General features: G+C 46.0%; 15 protein-coding genes and 3 pseudogenes. 6 read left to right on the top strand and 12 right to left on the bottom strand.

The window, feature by feature from the left end:
- Positions 1 to 6: 6 nt before the first annotated feature.
- Positions 7 to 147, bottom strand: a complete 141-nt coding sequence (locus MSMTP_RS19560; RefSeq protein WP_156153887.1) for a hypothetical protein — start codon at positions 145 to 147, stop codon at positions 7 to 9.
- Between the two features lie 93 nt (positions 148 to 240).
- On the opposite strand from MSMTP_RS19560, the gene MSMTP_RS17655 reads away from it, so the two are divergent.
- The 5 genes from MSMTP_RS17655 to MSMTP_RS17635 all read left to right on the top strand — a co-directional run bounded on the left by MSMTP_RS17655 (position 241) and on the right by MSMTP_RS17635 (position 4483).
- Positions 241 to 678, top strand: coding sequence for a metal-dependent transcriptional regulator (locus tag MSMTP_RS17655; protein ID WP_048182251.1), 438 nt, complete (start codon positions 241 to 243; stop codon positions 676 to 678).
- Between the two features lie 236 nt (positions 679 to 914).
- On the top strand, positions 915 to 1937 hold the full coding sequence (locus MSMTP_RS17650) for a metal ABC transporter solute-binding protein, Zn/Mn family (RefSeq protein WP_048182248.1): 1023 nt from the start codon (positions 915 to 917) through the stop codon (positions 1935 to 1937).
- 51 nt (positions 1938 to 1988) lie between these two features.
- Entirely contained in the window at positions 1989 to 2753 is a 765-nt protein-coding gene (locus MSMTP_RS17645) for a metal ABC transporter ATP-binding protein (protein ID WP_048182245.1), read from the top strand.
- A 75-nt stretch (positions 2754 to 2828) separates the two neighbouring features.
- Positions 2829 to 3650, top strand: coding sequence for a metal ABC transporter permease (locus MSMTP_RS17640; protein ID WP_048182241.1), 822 nt, complete (start codon positions 2829 to 2831; stop codon positions 3648 to 3650).
- Between the two features lie 377 nt (positions 3651 to 4027).
- Entirely contained in the window at positions 4028 to 4483 is a 456-nt protein-coding gene (locus MSMTP_RS17635) for a hypothetical protein (RefSeq protein WP_048184008.1), read from the top strand.
- 332 nt (positions 4484 to 4815) lie between these two features.
- Here MSMTP_RS17635 and MSMTP_RS17630 read toward each other — a convergent pair whose 3' ends face one another.
- Positions 4816 to 5601: a class I SAM-dependent methyltransferase gene (locus tag MSMTP_RS17630; protein WP_048182236.1), complete on the bottom strand. Its 786-nt coding sequence runs from the start codon at positions 5599 to 5601 to the stop codon at positions 4816 to 4818.
- Between the two features lie 183 nt (positions 5602 to 5784).
- Here MSMTP_RS17630 and MSMTP_RS17625 point away from each other — a divergent pair, with 183 nt between their 5' ends.
- Positions 5785 to 6423, top strand: coding sequence for a tetratricopeptide repeat protein (locus MSMTP_RS17625; RefSeq protein WP_048182233.1), 639 nt, complete (start codon positions 5785 to 5787; stop codon positions 6421 to 6423).
- A 780-nt stretch (positions 6424 to 7203) separates the two neighbouring features.
- Here MSMTP_RS17625 and MSMTP_RS19815 read toward each other — a convergent pair.
- From MSMTP_RS19815 to MSMTP_RS17590, 10 genes and pseudogenes are all read right to left on the bottom strand, one after another.
- Entirely contained in the window at positions 7204 to 8058 is an 855-nt protein-coding gene (locus MSMTP_RS19815; protein ID WP_255351057.1) for a PGF-pre-PGF domain-containing protein, read from the bottom strand.
- 198 nt (positions 8059 to 8256) lie between these two features.
- Positions 8257 to 8325 (bottom strand): annotated as a pseudogene (locus MSMTP_RS20440) (hypothetical protein); the annotation flags it as partial.
- A gap of 27 nt (positions 8326 to 8352) precedes the next feature.
- Entirely contained in the window at positions 8353 to 8769 is a 417-nt protein-coding gene (locus tag MSMTP_RS19810) for a DUF11 domain-containing protein (protein WP_082090684.1), read from the bottom strand.
- 18 nt (positions 8770 to 8787) lie between these two features.
- A pseudogene (locus tag MSMTP_RS19805) lies at positions 8788 to 9075 on the bottom strand (hypothetical protein); the annotation flags it as partial.
- A 24-nt stretch (positions 9076 to 9099) separates the two neighbouring features.
- Positions 9100 to 9459: pseudogene (locus MSMTP_RS19800) on the bottom strand (hypothetical protein); the annotation flags it as partial.
- Between the two features lie 24 nt (positions 9460 to 9483).
- Complete coding sequence (locus MSMTP_RS19795) at positions 9484 to 11391, bottom strand: DUF11 domain-containing protein (protein WP_052718454.1); 1908 nt, start codon at positions 11389 to 11391, stop codon at positions 9484 to 9486.
- Positions 11392 to 12494: 1103 nt separating this feature from the next.
- Positions 12495 to 13385, bottom strand: a complete 891-nt coding sequence (gene porB, locus MSMTP_RS17605; protein ID WP_048182227.1) for a pyruvate synthase subunit PorB — start codon at positions 13383 to 13385, stop codon at positions 12495 to 12497.
- The gene (porA, locus tag MSMTP_RS17600; protein ID WP_048182224.1) at positions 13382 to 14593 is read right to left on the bottom strand and encodes a pyruvate synthase subunit PorA; all 1212 of its coding nucleotides are present in this window, start codon (positions 14591 to 14593) and stop codon (positions 13382 to 13384) included. Before porA ends, porB begins: the two co-directional genes overlap by 4 nt.
- On the bottom strand, positions 14593 to 14853 hold the full coding sequence (gene porD, locus MSMTP_RS17595; RefSeq protein WP_048182221.1) for a pyruvate synthase subunit PorD: 261 nt from the start codon (positions 14851 to 14853) through the stop codon (positions 14593 to 14595). The genes porA and porD overlap by 1 nt, the downstream gene beginning before the upstream one ends.
- Positions 14850 to 15398 carry a pyruvate ferredoxin oxidoreductase subunit gamma gene (locus MSMTP_RS17590; protein WP_048182218.1) on the bottom strand — a complete coding sequence of 183 codons (549 nt, stop codon included), beginning with the start codon at positions 15396 to 15398 and terminating at the stop codon, positions 14850 to 14852. The genes porD and MSMTP_RS17590 overlap by 4 nt, the downstream gene beginning before the upstream one ends.
- Positions 15399 to 15901: the final 503 nt, after the last annotated feature.

Here is a 15901-nt window from a genome sequence, read left to right as displayed (position 1 = left end):
ATCAGTTCATCTGCCAGTTTTCTTATTCCCTTTTTTCTTATCTCTTGTTTTCTTATTCCCTTTTTTATCCATTTTTCTTACCTCTTGTTTTCTGATCTCAACTTTTGCAGGGCTTCGATATTTTAAAGGCAATGGTTTTCCCTGCAACGTTTTTCCTTTTTCACATAAGATTCTGAAAATTTGGGGTAGTACCAAAAAATTCCAAAGAAATAAATATCTGTTTTTTTATTATACTATTTCATGACGGTAATTACGGGTCTCGAGCTTTCTCCCCGGAAAGTAGATTACCTGAAATTCATTTTAAAAAAAGGAAGGACAGTGAAGACTACTGAAATTTCTTCCAGCTTTAAAGTGGATCCTTCCACGACAAGCAAGACCCTTAACGAGCTTGCAGCTTCAGGTTACCTGAACCATGTTCCTTACAAAGGGGTCGACTTAACGAAGCAGGGGGAGATGTATGCGGAGTTCCTGATCAGGAGACACAGGATCATGAGCCTTCTCCTGAGTCACTACGGGCTTTCCTCGGAAGAGGCTTGTGAGGAAGTCTCAAGGTTCGAAGCTTACGTTTCAAAGGAAGCTGTGGACAAGATCTGCAGTGCAATGGGGCACCCGATGTTCGGAGTGTGTGGAGAAATCACGCACGAAAAGTGTTTCCATGATGAGCACCGGCATGAATGACCGTCGATTGATCCCATAAATCGATTGATCCCATAAACCGATTAACCCTTAAATCGATTTACCCCCAAATAGGGCGACCTCTAAGTAGATTGACCCGTGATTATAATTTGGGTAAGTACCAACTATTAATGAAAATGTTTTAAAAATTTGGGCTTAGACCAAATTTGGAATGTACCAGACCTGATAGATTCCGGATTTATGCTGAAAAACAAGGATGAAGAGAGTGGGATTAGAGCATGAAACTTAAAATTTTGCCTATATTAGTTTTGCTGGTTGTAGGTTTTTCCCTTTTTGCCAGCGGCTGTGCGGATACGGCTCCTGAAAATAATTCTGCGGGACAGGGGGCTGAAACCGGCGAGGACGAAGAGCCCATTGTGGTGGCTGTGAGCATCCTGCCCCAGGCCGAGTTTGTGGAGAAGGTCGGGGGAAATAAGGTGAAGGTCATTGTTATGATCCCTCCGGGGGCAAGCCCTGCAACTCATGAACCTTCTCCCGGACAGCTCAGAGATGTTAGTGAAGCCAGGATGTATGCTACTGTCGGGTCCGGGCTTCCATTTGAAGAAGTCTGGATGGACAAAATAGAGGCCGTAAACAGTGAGTTTCTGATCGTGGACTGCTCGGAAGGGGTTGAACTAAGGGAAATTGCAGCCCATAATCACTATGATGAGCTGGAAGGGAGAATTGTTGAGGAAGATGCCGGGGTAGATGCCGGAGAGCGTGAAGCTGAGGAAGATGTTGAGCATGAAGTTGAGTCTGAAGCTGAATCTCACGTGGGCATGGACCCACACATCTGGACTTCCCCTGTGAATGCAAAGATCATGGTCGAGAATATCTACACTGGGCTTGTGGAAATAGATCCTGAAAATGAAGCCTACTACGCCGAAAACAGGGATTCTTACCTTGAAGAACTGGACGCTCTGGATGCGAGGATCAGGGAAAAACTGGAAGGGAAGGAAGGGCGGAGTTTCATGGTCTTCCACCCGTCCTGGGGGTATTTTGCTGCAGAGTACGGGCTTACAATGATCCCCATTGAAATCGAAGGTAAAGAGCCGAGTGTGCAGGACCTGGCACGCCTGATCTCCGATGCAAAGGAAAAGGACGTAAAGGTTATCTTTGTCCAGGCCCAGTTCAGCACCCGCAGTGCGGATGCAATTGCCGAGGAAATCGGGGGCGAAGTCGTTGTAGTGGACCCCCTGGCAAAGGACTACGTCTCAAACATGGATGAAGTATCCGATATCTTTGCCAGGAACCTTGTGTAAAGTTCCAGTATAAAGCTAAAAAAAGGATGATTGAAGGCGGACGGGAAGTTTATGGAGAAAGTGATTGAGCTTAAGGATGTCTGGGTTCGTTACGGAAACCAGGTGATTCTGGAGGCCGTGAACCTGGAACTTGAAAAGCCGGAGGGCCTGCTAGGGATTATCGGTCCTAACGGCGGGGGAAAAACAACCCTTTTAAAAGTGCTCCTCGGGCTTTTGAAGCCGTATAAGGGAAGCGTAAAACTCTTCGGTAAGGCGTCGGAAAAAAGCAGGGACCTGGTTGGCTATGTTCCTCAGTACAAGCGTTTTGACTTTGACTTCCCGATCAGTGTCTGGGAAGTCGTTTTGACCGGCAGGATGAGCCACACAGGTTTCCTGAAAAAATACAGTGATGAAGATAAGAAGGCTGCTGAGGATGCCCTGGAGACCGTGGAGATGTACCAGTATAGGGACCGTCAAATCGGGCAGCTCTCGGGAGGGCAGAGGCAGAGGGTCTTTATTGCCCGGGCTCTTGCCACAAACCCCAAACTCCTGCTTCTGGACGAGCCCAACTCCGGCCTTGACCCTCACATGCAGGACGAACTCTACCGCCTGCTGGACCGGCTCAAAAATGACATGGCAATCATCATGGTTACGCACGACCTGAGTGCAGTGTCCGTCTACGTGGACAAGATAGCTTGCCTGAACCGCAAACTGCACTACCACAACTCCAAGGAAATCCCTGTAGAGGACCTTGAGGCCACCTACCAGTGCCCTGTTGAACTTATTGCCCATGGAGTGCCTCACAGGGTGCTTGAAAGACACAACGGGGGGTCCTGATGATGACGGAGGGTTCTGAAAAAGTGAATTTAAAGCGCGATCTAAAAGAGCGATCTGAAAAAGGAGAAAGAAAAAATGTTTGAGCTTCTGCAGTACGGCTTTGTCCAGAATGCTCTAGCTGCCGCCGTCCTGGCCAGCATCGCCTGCGGGATAATCGGCGTCTACGTTGTTGTCAAGAAGATTGTCTTCATCAGCGGCGGGATTGCACACGCCTCTTTTGGTGGGATCGGGCTTGGCTATTACCTTGACATCAATCCCATGTTCGGGGTTCTGCCTTTCAGCATCCTTTCAGCCCTTGTAATGGGTACGGTGAGCAAGAAATCTAAAATCCCCGAAGACAGCGCTATTGGCATCCTCTGGTCTCTGGGTATGGCCATAGGCATAATTTTCGTTTACCTAACTCCCGGTTATGCCCCCGACCTCATGACTTACCTCTTCGGAAACATTCTAACTGTCCCCCGCCTTGATATTTACCTGATGCTCGCTCTTGACCTGGTAATTGTAGGTGTAGTCTATCTCTTCTATAAGGAGTTCCTGTCGCTTTGCTTTGATGAGGAGTTCACCACCGTCCAGGGAGTCCCGACCCAGAAGCTTTACCTCCTGCTCCTCTGTATCATCGCCCTGACCATCGTTGTGCTGATCAAGGTCGTCGGGATCATCCTGGTAATTGCGCTCCTCACTATCCCAGCCACTCTCAGCCGTAAATTCACCCATGACCTGAAGCGGATGATGCTGATATCCACCGTTTTTGGGATCGTTATCAGTATTGCGGGAATAGGGCTTTCCTATGCAATTGACGCTCCTTCGGGGGCCACGATCATCCTGGTGCTGAGCCTTGTGTACGGGCTGGTGGCTTTCGGGATGGAGGTTTTTGAAGGGAGGGGTGCCTTAAATTGAATGTCTTTTCACTATGTATATTTCTATATAATTATAATATTTTAGGTATATAACCAAAATATTATATAGAGTGAAATGCAAGACTTCTTTATACGTATCCAGTTTACTTTACATAACTTCCGTAAACAAAGCCCCAGTATTAAAGCTACAAAGGAAAAACAGTACTTTTAGGCACAATAAGGAAAAAGGGAGAATCTCGTATTCAGGTTGGGAAGTAACCTGGCTTGTAAAAGGACAAAATCGAAAAATATAAATACACATCCCCTATGAGTCGCCAGCTAAAAACGGGTAGAATGCCTGGACTCTTTGTAGCAAAAAAATTATCAGTGCCACCTATTAAAACGAAAAAAAAGAAAAACATACCCCAGGGTGATAAAATGGACCGTGATACAACCCAGGATCAAAACATAGAAGAAAACGAACATTTCGAAGGTGAACGTCTGGACCTTCCAAATATCTGCCTTCCTGAAACAGACAACGTGTTACATTCGATTTTAAACTCCTTAAATCAGAACATTGCAGATTTTTATACCTTTATGAAATTCAATAATTATCTGTCCGAGGGCCACCTCAACGTTGAACTGCTAAAAAGAAGTATGAGCATTCACAGGGATTTTGCAGCCCTGTTTCTGCACACCAAAGAAGACCTGGTATTAATTTACCCGGATTTTATAGAAAAAACGGAAAAGCTGCTTTTCAAAGGGGGAGCAAGTTCCGATTGCATAAAACATACACAAAAGATGTGCAGAGCAATAAACGATTACAAAATAGCTTTACACAGGGATGGGTTTTTGCCAGATCTTAGAAGGAATTTGCCATTAGCTGATATCTAATCAGCTTTTTTCATTTCTTTTTCACTTCTTTTTCACTTCTTTTTCACTTCTTTTTCACTTCTTTTTCACTTCTTTTTCACTTCTTTTTCACTTCTTTTTCACTTCTTTTTCACTTCTTTTTCACTTCTTTTTCACTTCTTTTTCACTTCTTTTTCACTTCTTTTCACTTAAGTTACCAGATTAAATTTACCGAAATTTGCCAGCAGCCCGAAAGGTTAAAATATAAAATGAGTGAATAGGCAGCTTAGCTAAAAAGTTTTTAACCCCTTCATTTCCACTCGAAAACAAGTTCAGAAAAGCTCACTATTGAAATATAACTCAATTATTATTTTTCACCGGCGGGCCACAAAAACAGCGTACATCTCGTACCAGTAAGGACAGAAAATCCGCTCGAACCCTGCCTCTTCCATCCTCTCCCTGAACCTCTTATGAGTATCGATTTTTTCCTGAATGTCGTCAAACGTCTGCAGCATCTCTTCAGCTTCTTGAACAGTGAGCTCCTGCTCAACCATGTACTTTTTCCAGTGAGCCCTGTAAATCTCCTCTTTCCATTCACTCCCGGGCCTGAAGATGTCCCCTTCAATAAAGCTCCCATCCGGCTTGAGAGCCTCATAAATCCGCCTGAAAACCCGGGTCTTTGCATCCTGGGGGAGGAAGCAGAGGCACTGCGTGGAAACCACGACATCAAACTTTCCTTCTCCCTCCGGGCCTTCTTTCCCCCCTGGCTCTTCGTGCCTTCCGGTTTCTTCTTTCCACTTTTCACACTCTTCCAGAATATCTCCTTCAATAAAGGTGACGTTCTTCTGCAGTTCTGGCTTCTCCTTTGCCACAGCTAGCATTTCCGGGTTTCTATCAATGCAGGTGATTCTGGCATCAGGTCTTTCTTTCCTTATCAGGCTCGTAAAAAAGCCGGTCCCGCTCCCAAGTTCGAGGATCTCGATTTTCTGGTTCTGCCTCTCATTCTTTCCCTCTGTTTTTTCATGAACCGACTCAGGTATTGATTCAGGGATAAATTCGATTATTGTAGAGAAGAAGGCCTGCCAGTTGGGAAGGCATTGTTTTTGCAGGATGTCGTAACTTGAGGGAAGGTCGTTGAAGACTGAGCCTTTTGAGGTCATTTAGCCATCTCCGGAAAAGATGTTCATTGATTCTCGGAAAACATGACTTAAATAATGGCGAGTTGCATATTATATTGCAGACAAATCTTAATAAGATGTCTGTGTATGTCAGATTAAAACAACTTTATTTTTATTTTTATATTTGGTTATACCCAAACGTTCTCTTAATGGTAAGGAAAGAAAATGCAAGAAGATACCTCGGACACCTCAGACACTTCAGATATCTCAGACACTCCCGATTCGTCAGAAGACCCTTTCGAATTACTGCAGCAAGCCACAGCTCTCTACAAGCAGGGAAACCTTGAAGAAACCCTCGACTTTCTTGTCCGGGCCGAGCACTCTGCCTTCATATCCAGAAAACCCGAGGCTCTTGTAGTCATTTACAGTATGGCAGGGGATGTCTTTTCAAGCCTTGAAGACTTCGAAAGGTCCCTGAGATATTTTGAAAAATCCCTTCAGGTCATAAAGCTGTTTGAAACCGACGATGTCGGCGATGCCGACGATACTGGTGTTGTAGAAGATAGCGGAGCAGACCTCGTTCTTACTGAATGGTCGGCGTCAAATGAAAACAAGATCGGAAAGCTCCTTTTCCGACTCGGGCAAACGGAAGATGCAGAAAAAAGGTTCAACCGGGCACTTGGGCTTTATGAAAAGCTGCTTACAGCAGATCCCGTAAATGTGCAGCACCTTTCTTCTCTGGCAAAAGTCAAAGACAACATGGGTAATTTGCTTTCCAGCAGGGGCCAGATTGATGAAGCTTGTGTGGTTCATACGGAGGCGGCTGATATCCGTAGAAGTTTACGTAAAGGAGAGTCGGAATAAGTTAGGATGCACAAATTAAGCAACGTTAAAAAAGTCATAATTACCGAAAGCTTTCCGCTCATTTTCCCTTCCTTTTGCTCTTACTTCAGGGAAAATCATCCCGTGAATCGCAGGTTTCCTGCCTGAGCATGAAGCCGGTAAATTCTGAATTTCAGGGTCATGAAGCTGATTTTATGTGGAAACCTCCACTGTATTAATAATTCGCGGCACTTCTCATATTTTGTAAAAAATCTCAGTACACCCTTAGTCTTATATTCAGTAAAAAGCATTTGGCATACAAGGCATCTGTGAAAAACGGTGTCTTAAAAACGGTTCTTTAAAAACGGTTCTTTAAAAACGGTATCTTATACACAGATGCCTACCCCTTCAACGCAAAAATCTTTTCTCCATTTCACTTGTGTCTACGATGTTTATTTTGATATTTATTTTTTTGGGTAGCATATTTTGGTTCTCTTTACGTCGATATATACCGTTTTAGGTTTTGTTGTTCCAGCCGCGCCGAAGGCGCGGGACAAGACAGCCCGGAATACACCATTCACGTAACCCCGGTTATCAGCAAAAAACCGAAAGTTCACAAATAGGTCATAGTCAAAAAAGTAGGCATCAAACCTTAAAAACAGACTTGAAAATTAAAAATCCGGTAAAAAGAAGTTGAGGCTAAAAAAGATTCAGAAACCAAAAGTCTGAATGAAAAAAAATAAGATGAAGGGATCAAGCCTTCATCCAATTATTTTTCTTAATTCAATTCCTTTCGCTCTATTTTTTCCTTATTTGCTTGTTTTACTTTCTTTTATACAGGAATAGGGCAAGCAGGCAGGTCATACAGTAAACTATTTCAAATCCAGGTGCACTTGTGCTTTCTTCCTGCTCGGCTTCCTGTTCAGCTCCCATTCCCTTATTTCCAATACCTTTTTCATTAAGCATTTCGGGCTCTGATTCAGGCTGTATATTCTTTGAATTTTCTTCCGAAACGCTTCTCATCTTACCTGTTATTGCAAAGGAAGAGAATCCAGGAGTTTCGGCTGTGAAATACAGGAATTTATCGTCTTGCTTTAGCAGGCTGACTGGAGCCTTGTCCCATTTTCCATCATTATACCTGTTAAGGATGATGGAAGATTCATCGATGTCATTTTCCTGTAGCCAAGATTTTTCGACCTTGAAGCATATAACCGCGTTTTCGATATTTTCTGGGGTCGCAAACCCTCTGTTTCCAATCCAGATATTAAAATACCTGTAAACTGCGTCGGTAGGCATTTCGGAAACCAGTGAGGATTTTCCCTTCAGCATCTCGACGATGGTTGTGGTCTTGCCTGCAGTTTTCTTTGCGTCAAAGTTAACAGACATAACGCAGGTGGCATTCTTTCTGAAATTGATTTCTACATTGTTGCTGTTTTCTATGAAGACCTGCGAAAGTTCCTTAACCTCAATGTTTTTTGCAGGCTCAGGGGAACTGCCGCCAACACCTCGACTTCCTGCGCTGCGGTGGCTGCTACCGCTGTCTCTGGAATCACCGTCCTTGGAATCATCATCTTCACTCTCTTCCGGAGAAGTTATTGTGTCTGATTCTGAATCCGTATCTTTTTCATCAGTCGCGGTATTTTCATCGGTCTCTTTAATGTCAATTGCCTGTTCCACAGAGCTGTTTTCATCCGGGAGCTCGTTACTGCTTACTGTTGCCGTGTTCTCTATGAATCCGTCTCCGCCCCCATCAGTGCTTATGTCTTCCTGGGTCACGGTATAGGTCCCTTTATAGGTCCATATCTCTCCAACATTCAGGACTCCCGGATCTACATTGTCTCCTGCCGGTCCTGTAAGTGTTATCAGTGAATCTTTCACTGAAACTCCTGTCAGGTCAACATTTCCATCATTGTTCACGGTTATCTGGTAGCTTATTACATCTCCAGCGTCTGTTACGCTGGCTTCTGCTCCCTATCCACCTACATCCGTTACCGTCTTGTTGATGGTGTATGCTGGTTCCTCTTCGATGGGTGCCTGTTCCTCTTCTATGGGTACCTTTTCACTATCTGTTTCCGGTTGCAGCTGATCCGATTCCACTGTTGCCGTATTATCTATGAATCCGTCTCCGTTCCCATTGTTGTTTATGTCTTCCTGGGTTACTGTGTAACACCCTTTATAGGTCCATATCTCTCCAACATTCAGGACTCCCGGACCCTTGTCATCTCCTGTAGGTCCTGTGATTGTTATCAGTGAATCTTTCACCGAAACTCCTATCAGGTCAATGTTTCCGTCATTGGTCACAGTTATCCTGTAGCTTATTACATCTCCTTCATTTGTTACGTAGCCCTCAGGTCCCTGACCTGCTACATCTGTTACGGTCTTGTTAATGCTGTATGAAGGTGCTCCCTATATGGATACCTGTTCACTATCCGTTTCCGGTTGCAGCTGATCCGATTCCACTGTTGCCGTATTTTCTATGAAGCCGTCCCCATCTCCGTTTGTGTTTATGTCTTCCTGGGTTACTGTGTAACACCCTTTATAGGTCCATATCTCCCCAACATTCAGGACTCCTGGATCCTTGTCATCTCCTGTAGGTCCTGTAAGTGTTATCAGTGAATCTTTCACCGAAACTCCTGTCAGGTCAACATTTCCATCATTGGTCACGGTTATCTGGTAGCTTATTACATCTCCAGCGTCTGTTACGCTGGCTTCTGCTCCCTATCCACCTACATCCGTTACCGTCTTGTTGATGGTGTATGCTGGTTCCTCTTCTATGGGTGCCTGTTCCTCTTCTATGGGTACCTTTTCACTATCCGTTTCCGGTTGCAGCTGATCCGATTCCACTGTTGCCGTATTTTCTATGAAGCCGTCCCCATCTCCGTTTGTGTTTATGTCTTCCTGGGTTACTGTGTAACACCCTTTATAGGTCCATATCTCCCCAACATTCAGGACTTCTGGATCCTTGTCATCTCCTGTAGGTCCTGTAAGTGTTATCAGTGAATCTTTCACCGAAACTCCTGTCAGGTCAACATTTCCATCATTGGTCACGGTTATCTGGTAGCTTATTACATCTCCAGCGTCTGTTACGCTGGCTTCTGCTCCCTATCCACCTACATCCGTTACCGTCTTGTTGATGGTGTATGCTGGTTCCTCTTCTATGGGTGCCTGTTCCTCTTCTATGGGTACCTTTTCACTATCCGTTTCCGGTTGCAGCTGATCCGATTGCACTGTTGCCGTATTATCTATGAATCCGTCTCCGTTCCCATTGTTGTTTATGTCTTCCTGGGTTACTGTATAGGTCCCCGTATATGTCCAGGTCTCTCCTACGTTCAGGACTCCCGTGTCCACATCGTCTCCAGTCGGCCCTGTCAGTGTTCCCAGCAATGGATCCGTCACAGTTACATTTGTGATGTCAACGTTTCCGTCATTGGTCACGTTTATCTGGTAACTTATGACATCTCCCACACCAGTTACGTTCCCTTCCGGTCCCTTTCCCGCTACATCCGTTACTGTCTTTTCTATAGTGTATGCCGGTGCTCCTTCTATGGGTACCTTTTCACTATCCGTTTCCGGTTGCAGCTGATCCGATTGCACTGTTGCCGTATTATCTATGAATCCGTCTCCGTTCCCATTGTTGTTTATGTCTTCCTGGGTTACTGTATAGGTCCCCGTATATGTCCAGGTCTCTCCTACGTTCAGGACTCCCGGGTCCACATCGTCTCCAGTCGGCCCTGTCAGTGTTCCCAGCAATGGATCCGTCACAGTTACATTTGTGATGTCAACGTTTCCGTCATTGGTCACGTTTATCTGGTAACTTATGACATCTCCCACACCAGTTACGTTCCCTTCCGGTCCCTGTCCCGCTACATCCGTTACTGTCTTTTCTATAGTGTATGCTGGGTTTGGCACAAACTCAACAATCACGGTGGCAGTGTCATTATCAGTCAGCGTGGTCGGCTGGATGATGGAGTCATCCCCTGTGGCTGTAGCGGTGTTGATGGCAGTGCCTGCGGTGGATAGAGTTACCAGTGCCGTGCCTGTGGCTGTACCTCCTGCTGCAAGGTCGTCTGCAGTCCCGTCCCCATCGATATCAGTCAGCCCTGAGGACAATGTGACAGTGAAATCATCGGCTGGATTTGAGGGTGTGCCTGCGTCGTCAATAACATTCAAATTATATAGTGGAGCAGATCCCGTGTTGATCACTACATAGCAGTACTTGACCGTATCACCTGTGGTCACTGTCAGCGATTCCACGCCGGGACAGGTGCCGTCGGATGTAGTCACAGTCTTCTGAATATTAAGCTCGGGAGCTTCTAGGTCGCCAATCTGCCTGAAGGGAATTGTTTGTTCACCACCAGGGATGGCCTCTGGAGGTTCTACGGGAACACTATCCTGGATAAAAGTCAACCGGGCATCTGTAAGAGCTCCCTGCAGGTTTCCGGTGGGGTTACTGCCAGGCTGGCAGAAGAGCTTGACGTCTATCCGAACCACTACCTGCTCCCCGGCATCGAGGTCAGTGAGTTCCACTGTACCGTGGAGTTCCGAACCTGCTGTGAAGAGAGGGCCAGTTAGGTATTCATCTGTAAGTGTTGCCACACTTCCCCCGTCATCAATTATCCCGTCGTCAATGTCGTTTTCACCGGGGATCAGGTCTTCGATTGTGCCGTAGTTAACCTTGACGTTCACGATGTCCCCGATGGCTGCACCTGACTGTCCGGTAGTATCAGCCAGGAACGAAAAGTTCATTTCGATGGTCTGTGGCCCGTCATCAATTGCTGATTGGGTATTATCTACTGCGACGGTAGCGAAGAACGTGATAATGTCCCCACAAGCAAAGTCACCGCCTTCAAGTGACTCTACGACATCCTTGTCCACGCCGATGGTTCGATTATCATAGGCGCCACCTCCTGTTAGGTGGTTATAGGACTCAGGGGATGCTGCTACAAAGTCAATAGAAAAGTCCCCGGAGGCTGCTGAAGCTGCTGGCATTGCAGGCAGCGCAATGGTCATGCTCAACATCAATGAGAGCATCAGTAAGAACGCCGAACGTATATCGGGTTTCCTGAGACGCCAATGTATGTTCATCAATCTATTCGTTAGCGTTGTGGCACTGGCCATTCTCAGTACCAAAGTCGGCAATAGCATGGGTATTGCCACAGTATTTGCAATTTTCTTATTCATTTATTCACTTCCAGTTTTCTCCTCACAATTTTTAATCGATAGTGTAGAAGTGAATTCAAAAAATCAGCATTTTTCGATAGGATACCCTAAGCCGGACAAATGCCAATTTTCAATCCTCCCCCCACTACGTAATGTATTTTAAAAAATAATATTTATGGCAAATTACTTCAAAGAGTCCATATTTCAGACACGAAAGTTCAAACTAAACAAATACTAATTTTTAATCTCTACCTCCCTATTGAATCCCTAATCATCTGAAACTTTTCGTGTTTTAGAGAATAATACTCCCAATAATATCACTAATAAGATACTAGATAATATATAATTTGGGATGGAAAAAATTTGATGGGATTTAATTTGTTAATATGGCTTTTAAATCCTATTTTTTGTGTTTTTGAGGTTTTTTAAGGTTTTTTAAGGTTTTTTTTATTTCATTTTCTTTCAGGGTTTGCTTTTCCTGGTTTTGGTAGTTTGGGACTCAATTCCTATAGTCTCTGAAATAGTGGTGAATTTTTTTCATAGGGAACATTGTCCTATTTTTTAGTTTCATTTTTAGTCTCATTTTTAGTTTCATATTTGTTTCATATTTGTTTCATATTTTTGCATTTCACAGCTGTACCCCGGTGTGCTTAACGAGATTTATGAAAAGTTCCAATTATGTAGTCTATGATGCCTAAATATACAGTCTCTGCAGCCTAAATTTAGAAACTTCAAATGAAGAGTTAGTCAAAAAATAGTACAAATATAAAATTTCTAAAGAAGATTTTACGAATTTCTGGAAAATTCCCAAAATAAACATGTGGGTTAAAAATCAAAAAATCCCAAAAGAAACCGGAAAACAGGAAAAAAATAAAAACAAATATACAAAATTTAGGTTTCAATCCTAACTAAAGTTTGTAGAAGACAAAAATAAAAAATTTAGACTTCAGTTTTCACTGAAGCCCGTAGTAGTCGATGTTCCAGTCCGCTATGGCCTGGATTTTTACGATTTCTTCCTCGCCGCCTTCCATGGTGAAGAGGTGTTTGAAGCGCTTCTGGGCGCGGAGGTACTCCTCGACGGGTTTCGGGTGCTTGACCTTTCTGACCTGGGTGAGTTCTCCATTTTCCATTTCGTACATGGGCCAGAGACAGGTCTCGACTGCGAGTTTTGCCATCTCGATAGTCTTTGAGCCGTCAAAGCCCCAGCCAGTCGGGCAGGGAGCGTGGGCGTGGACGTAGGTCGCGCCCTCGATTTCGGTTGCCTTCTTCACTTTGCGGATCATGTCCCTGGGGTAGCCGATTGAGGTGGTGGTTACGTAAGGGGAGCCATGGGCTACCATGATGGCGGGCATGTTCTTCTTCGGGCGCGGGTTTCCGAAAGAGACTTTACCTGCTGGGGTTGTGGTCGTGGAGGCATCGAAGGGGGTTCCGGAGCTTCTCTGGATCCCGGTGTTCATGTAAGCCTCGTTGTCCACACAGACGTAGAGCATGTCGTGGCCGCGCTCAAAGGCGCCTGAAAGGGATCTAATCCCGATGTCCATGGTTGAACCGTCTCCACCGACTCCGATGACCTTTGTGTCTCCTTTTTTGCCAAGAGCCTTGAGGGCGGCTTCGATTCCTGAGGCGACTGCAGGTCCGTTTTCGAAGAGGGAGTGGATCCAGGGAACCTGCCAGGCAGACTCCGGGAAGGGTGTGGTCATGACTTCAAGGCAGCCTGTGGGGTTCACCACGATACAGTTGGACCCTGCGCCCATGAGCATGAACTTTGCTGCAAGGGCGTCACAGCAGCCTGCACAGCCCCTGTGCCCCGGGGCAAGGTAGGTTTTGGGTGCGGGTTTGCTCATAGCAATTCCTCCTTGAGGTCCAGGAACTGGCTTTCAACCTTGATCCCGGAACTTGCAACCTTCTTGGCTTCTTCGATTATCTTTGCGATGCTTTCTTTGGGGATGTCCCGGCCTCCGTGCCCGATTGTGTAGCCGATGATCGGGATGTCGCACCTGCTGTTGTACATACAGGACTTGGTCTCGGTAAAGAGTGCACCCTCGTTTGTCCCGAGAGAGATGTTCTTGTCGAGCACGGCAACAGTTGCCGCATCCTTGATAGCTTTCCTGATCTGCTCCTTCGGGAATGGTCTGAAGGACCTGACTTTCAGGACGCCGATCTTTTCGCCTCTTGCCCTGTACTCGTCCACAACGTCCTTGATAGTGCCAAGAATCGAGCCCATGGCCATGATAATGACCTCTGCATCGTCGGTCAGGTACTCGTCGATAAGCCCGCCGTGGAACCTGCCGTAAATTTCTCCGAATTCCTTTGCCGCGGCCTCGATCTTTGGGAGAGCTGCCTGCATTGCCTTTTCCTGCAGGAACCTGAACTCCTCATAGGTGTCCGGGGCTGCAAAGGCACCGAAACTCATCGGATTTGCAGGGTCGAGCACGTGTTCGGGGTCATATGCTGGCAGGAACTCGTCGGTCAGGTCCTGTTCCAGAAGCACCAGGGGTTCGTAGACGTGGGAAAGGATGAACCCGTCCATACAGGCCATGCCCGGCAGGAGGACGTCCTTGTCTTCAGCGACCTTGAAAATCTGGGGAAGCATGTCCGCAGATTCCTGAAGGTCTTCGGCATAGAGCTGGAGCCAGCCGGTGTCTCTCTGGGAGATTGCGTCTTGGTGGTCGTTCCAGATATTGATCGGGGCGCTCACTGCCCTGTTTGCCACGGTCATGATGATCGGAAGCCTCATCCCGGCAGCGTTGAAGAGCACCTCGTGCATGAGCAAAAGCCCCTGGGAAGTGGTCGCGGAATAGCTCCTTGCTCCGACTGCGGAAGAACCTACCAGGGCGGAGATTGCCGAGAACTCGGACTCCACGTTGATGTACTCGCAGTTAGGGATTTCCCCGTCCGCAATGAACTGGGAGAGGTCTTCCACGATATGGGTCTGGGGAGTGATCGGGTATGCGGAAATCACATTCGGCCGACAGATCTTTGCGGCGTGGGCGACTGCATAAGAACCCTCCACAACAACCATCCTGTCTTTGTCTGCAACATTAACAGCCATTATTTCTCCTCCAGGACCATTTCGATTGCATTTGCAGGGCACTCGTTGGCGCAGATCCCGCAGCCTTTACAGTAGTCATAGTTGTATTCGAAAAAGCCGTCGCCCTTCGGGCTAATGGACATGTCCGGGCAGACAATTTCGCAAATACCGCACTTGGTGCATTTGTCATAGATATAGACCGGCCGGTAGTTTCTCCAGCCTCCTGTCTTGTTTACCAGTGTTGAACCTGGCTCACAGACTCCACCCTGAACGATCTTCATGCATATCTCTCCCGGGTCAGCTCGTAAGCTTTCTGGATGGCTTCGGCATTCTTTTCTCCAACCTTGCCGGCAAAGTGTTCTTTCACGGCGTCTTTGATGGAGTCCACATTGACTTCCCCCGTGGCCCCGGCAAAGGCTCCTAGGAGGACCGTGTTCACAATGGGCCTGCCCATGATATCGAGGGCGACTTTTGTTGCGTCCACGGCCATGACCTTTGCCCTTGTTTCAAGCTTGAGGTTTTCCGGTTTCTCTTTCGTATTGATGATGATAATCCCGTCATCCTTGATCCCGCTTGCAACATCTACTGTTTCAAGCAGGGTGGCATCCTGGACAATCACGTAGTCGGGTGTATAGATCTGGCTTCTGAGCCTTATGGGTATGTCGCTGATCCTGGTGAATGCCTGAACGGGGGCGCCTCTGCGCTCCACCCCGAAAGCAGGGAAGGCCTGGCTGAATTTCCCGTCCGCAAAGGCTGCAATGGACAGGAGTTCAGCTGCAGTGACGGAACCCTGACCGCCTCGGCCGTGTATTCTGATTTCCTTCATCTGAGCTCTCCTCTCAAACACAAATTTGTTTTTCCTGGTGATTTTTTAGCCGTTTTTCAGTAGTTTAGGTTTTAGTTGATTTTCGGTAGCTGCTTCAGTAGTTTAAGTTTTAGTTGATTTTTGGTAGTTGTTGTACAGCCAGCCAGTCTGTACCTACCGTTGATTCAATTATCTTGATTGGTCATATCCGGCAGATCCGGTTTCGAATCTCCCGTAATCTCCGGACACCGTGGCTTCTGTATGACATTGATATGAAGTTAATGTTTTGGGACGGCTTTGTTAACCTGAAAATATTGTAATTGTTTGATTATTCTTGATGTGCCTAAAATTGCTTTTAGCATATTTTCAATTATATATTCACGCCGTTTGGTGTCCCGATGTTCATGGATAATAGTGTAGTTTATTATTAGTTTTTCGGTGAGTTTAAGAGAGTTGTTTTAAATATTTACTATTTCAAATTATTTTTTAGATGAATTTAATTTACTTTTATTCAGGGTTAACCT

Source organism: Methanosarcina sp. MTP4, from assembly GCF_000970045.1.
In the GTDB taxonomy this organism is placed as follows: domain Archaea; phylum Halobacteriota; class Methanosarcinia; order Methanosarcinales; family Methanosarcinaceae; genus MTP4.
This window is presented reverse-complemented; position numbering and strand designations above follow the sequence as displayed.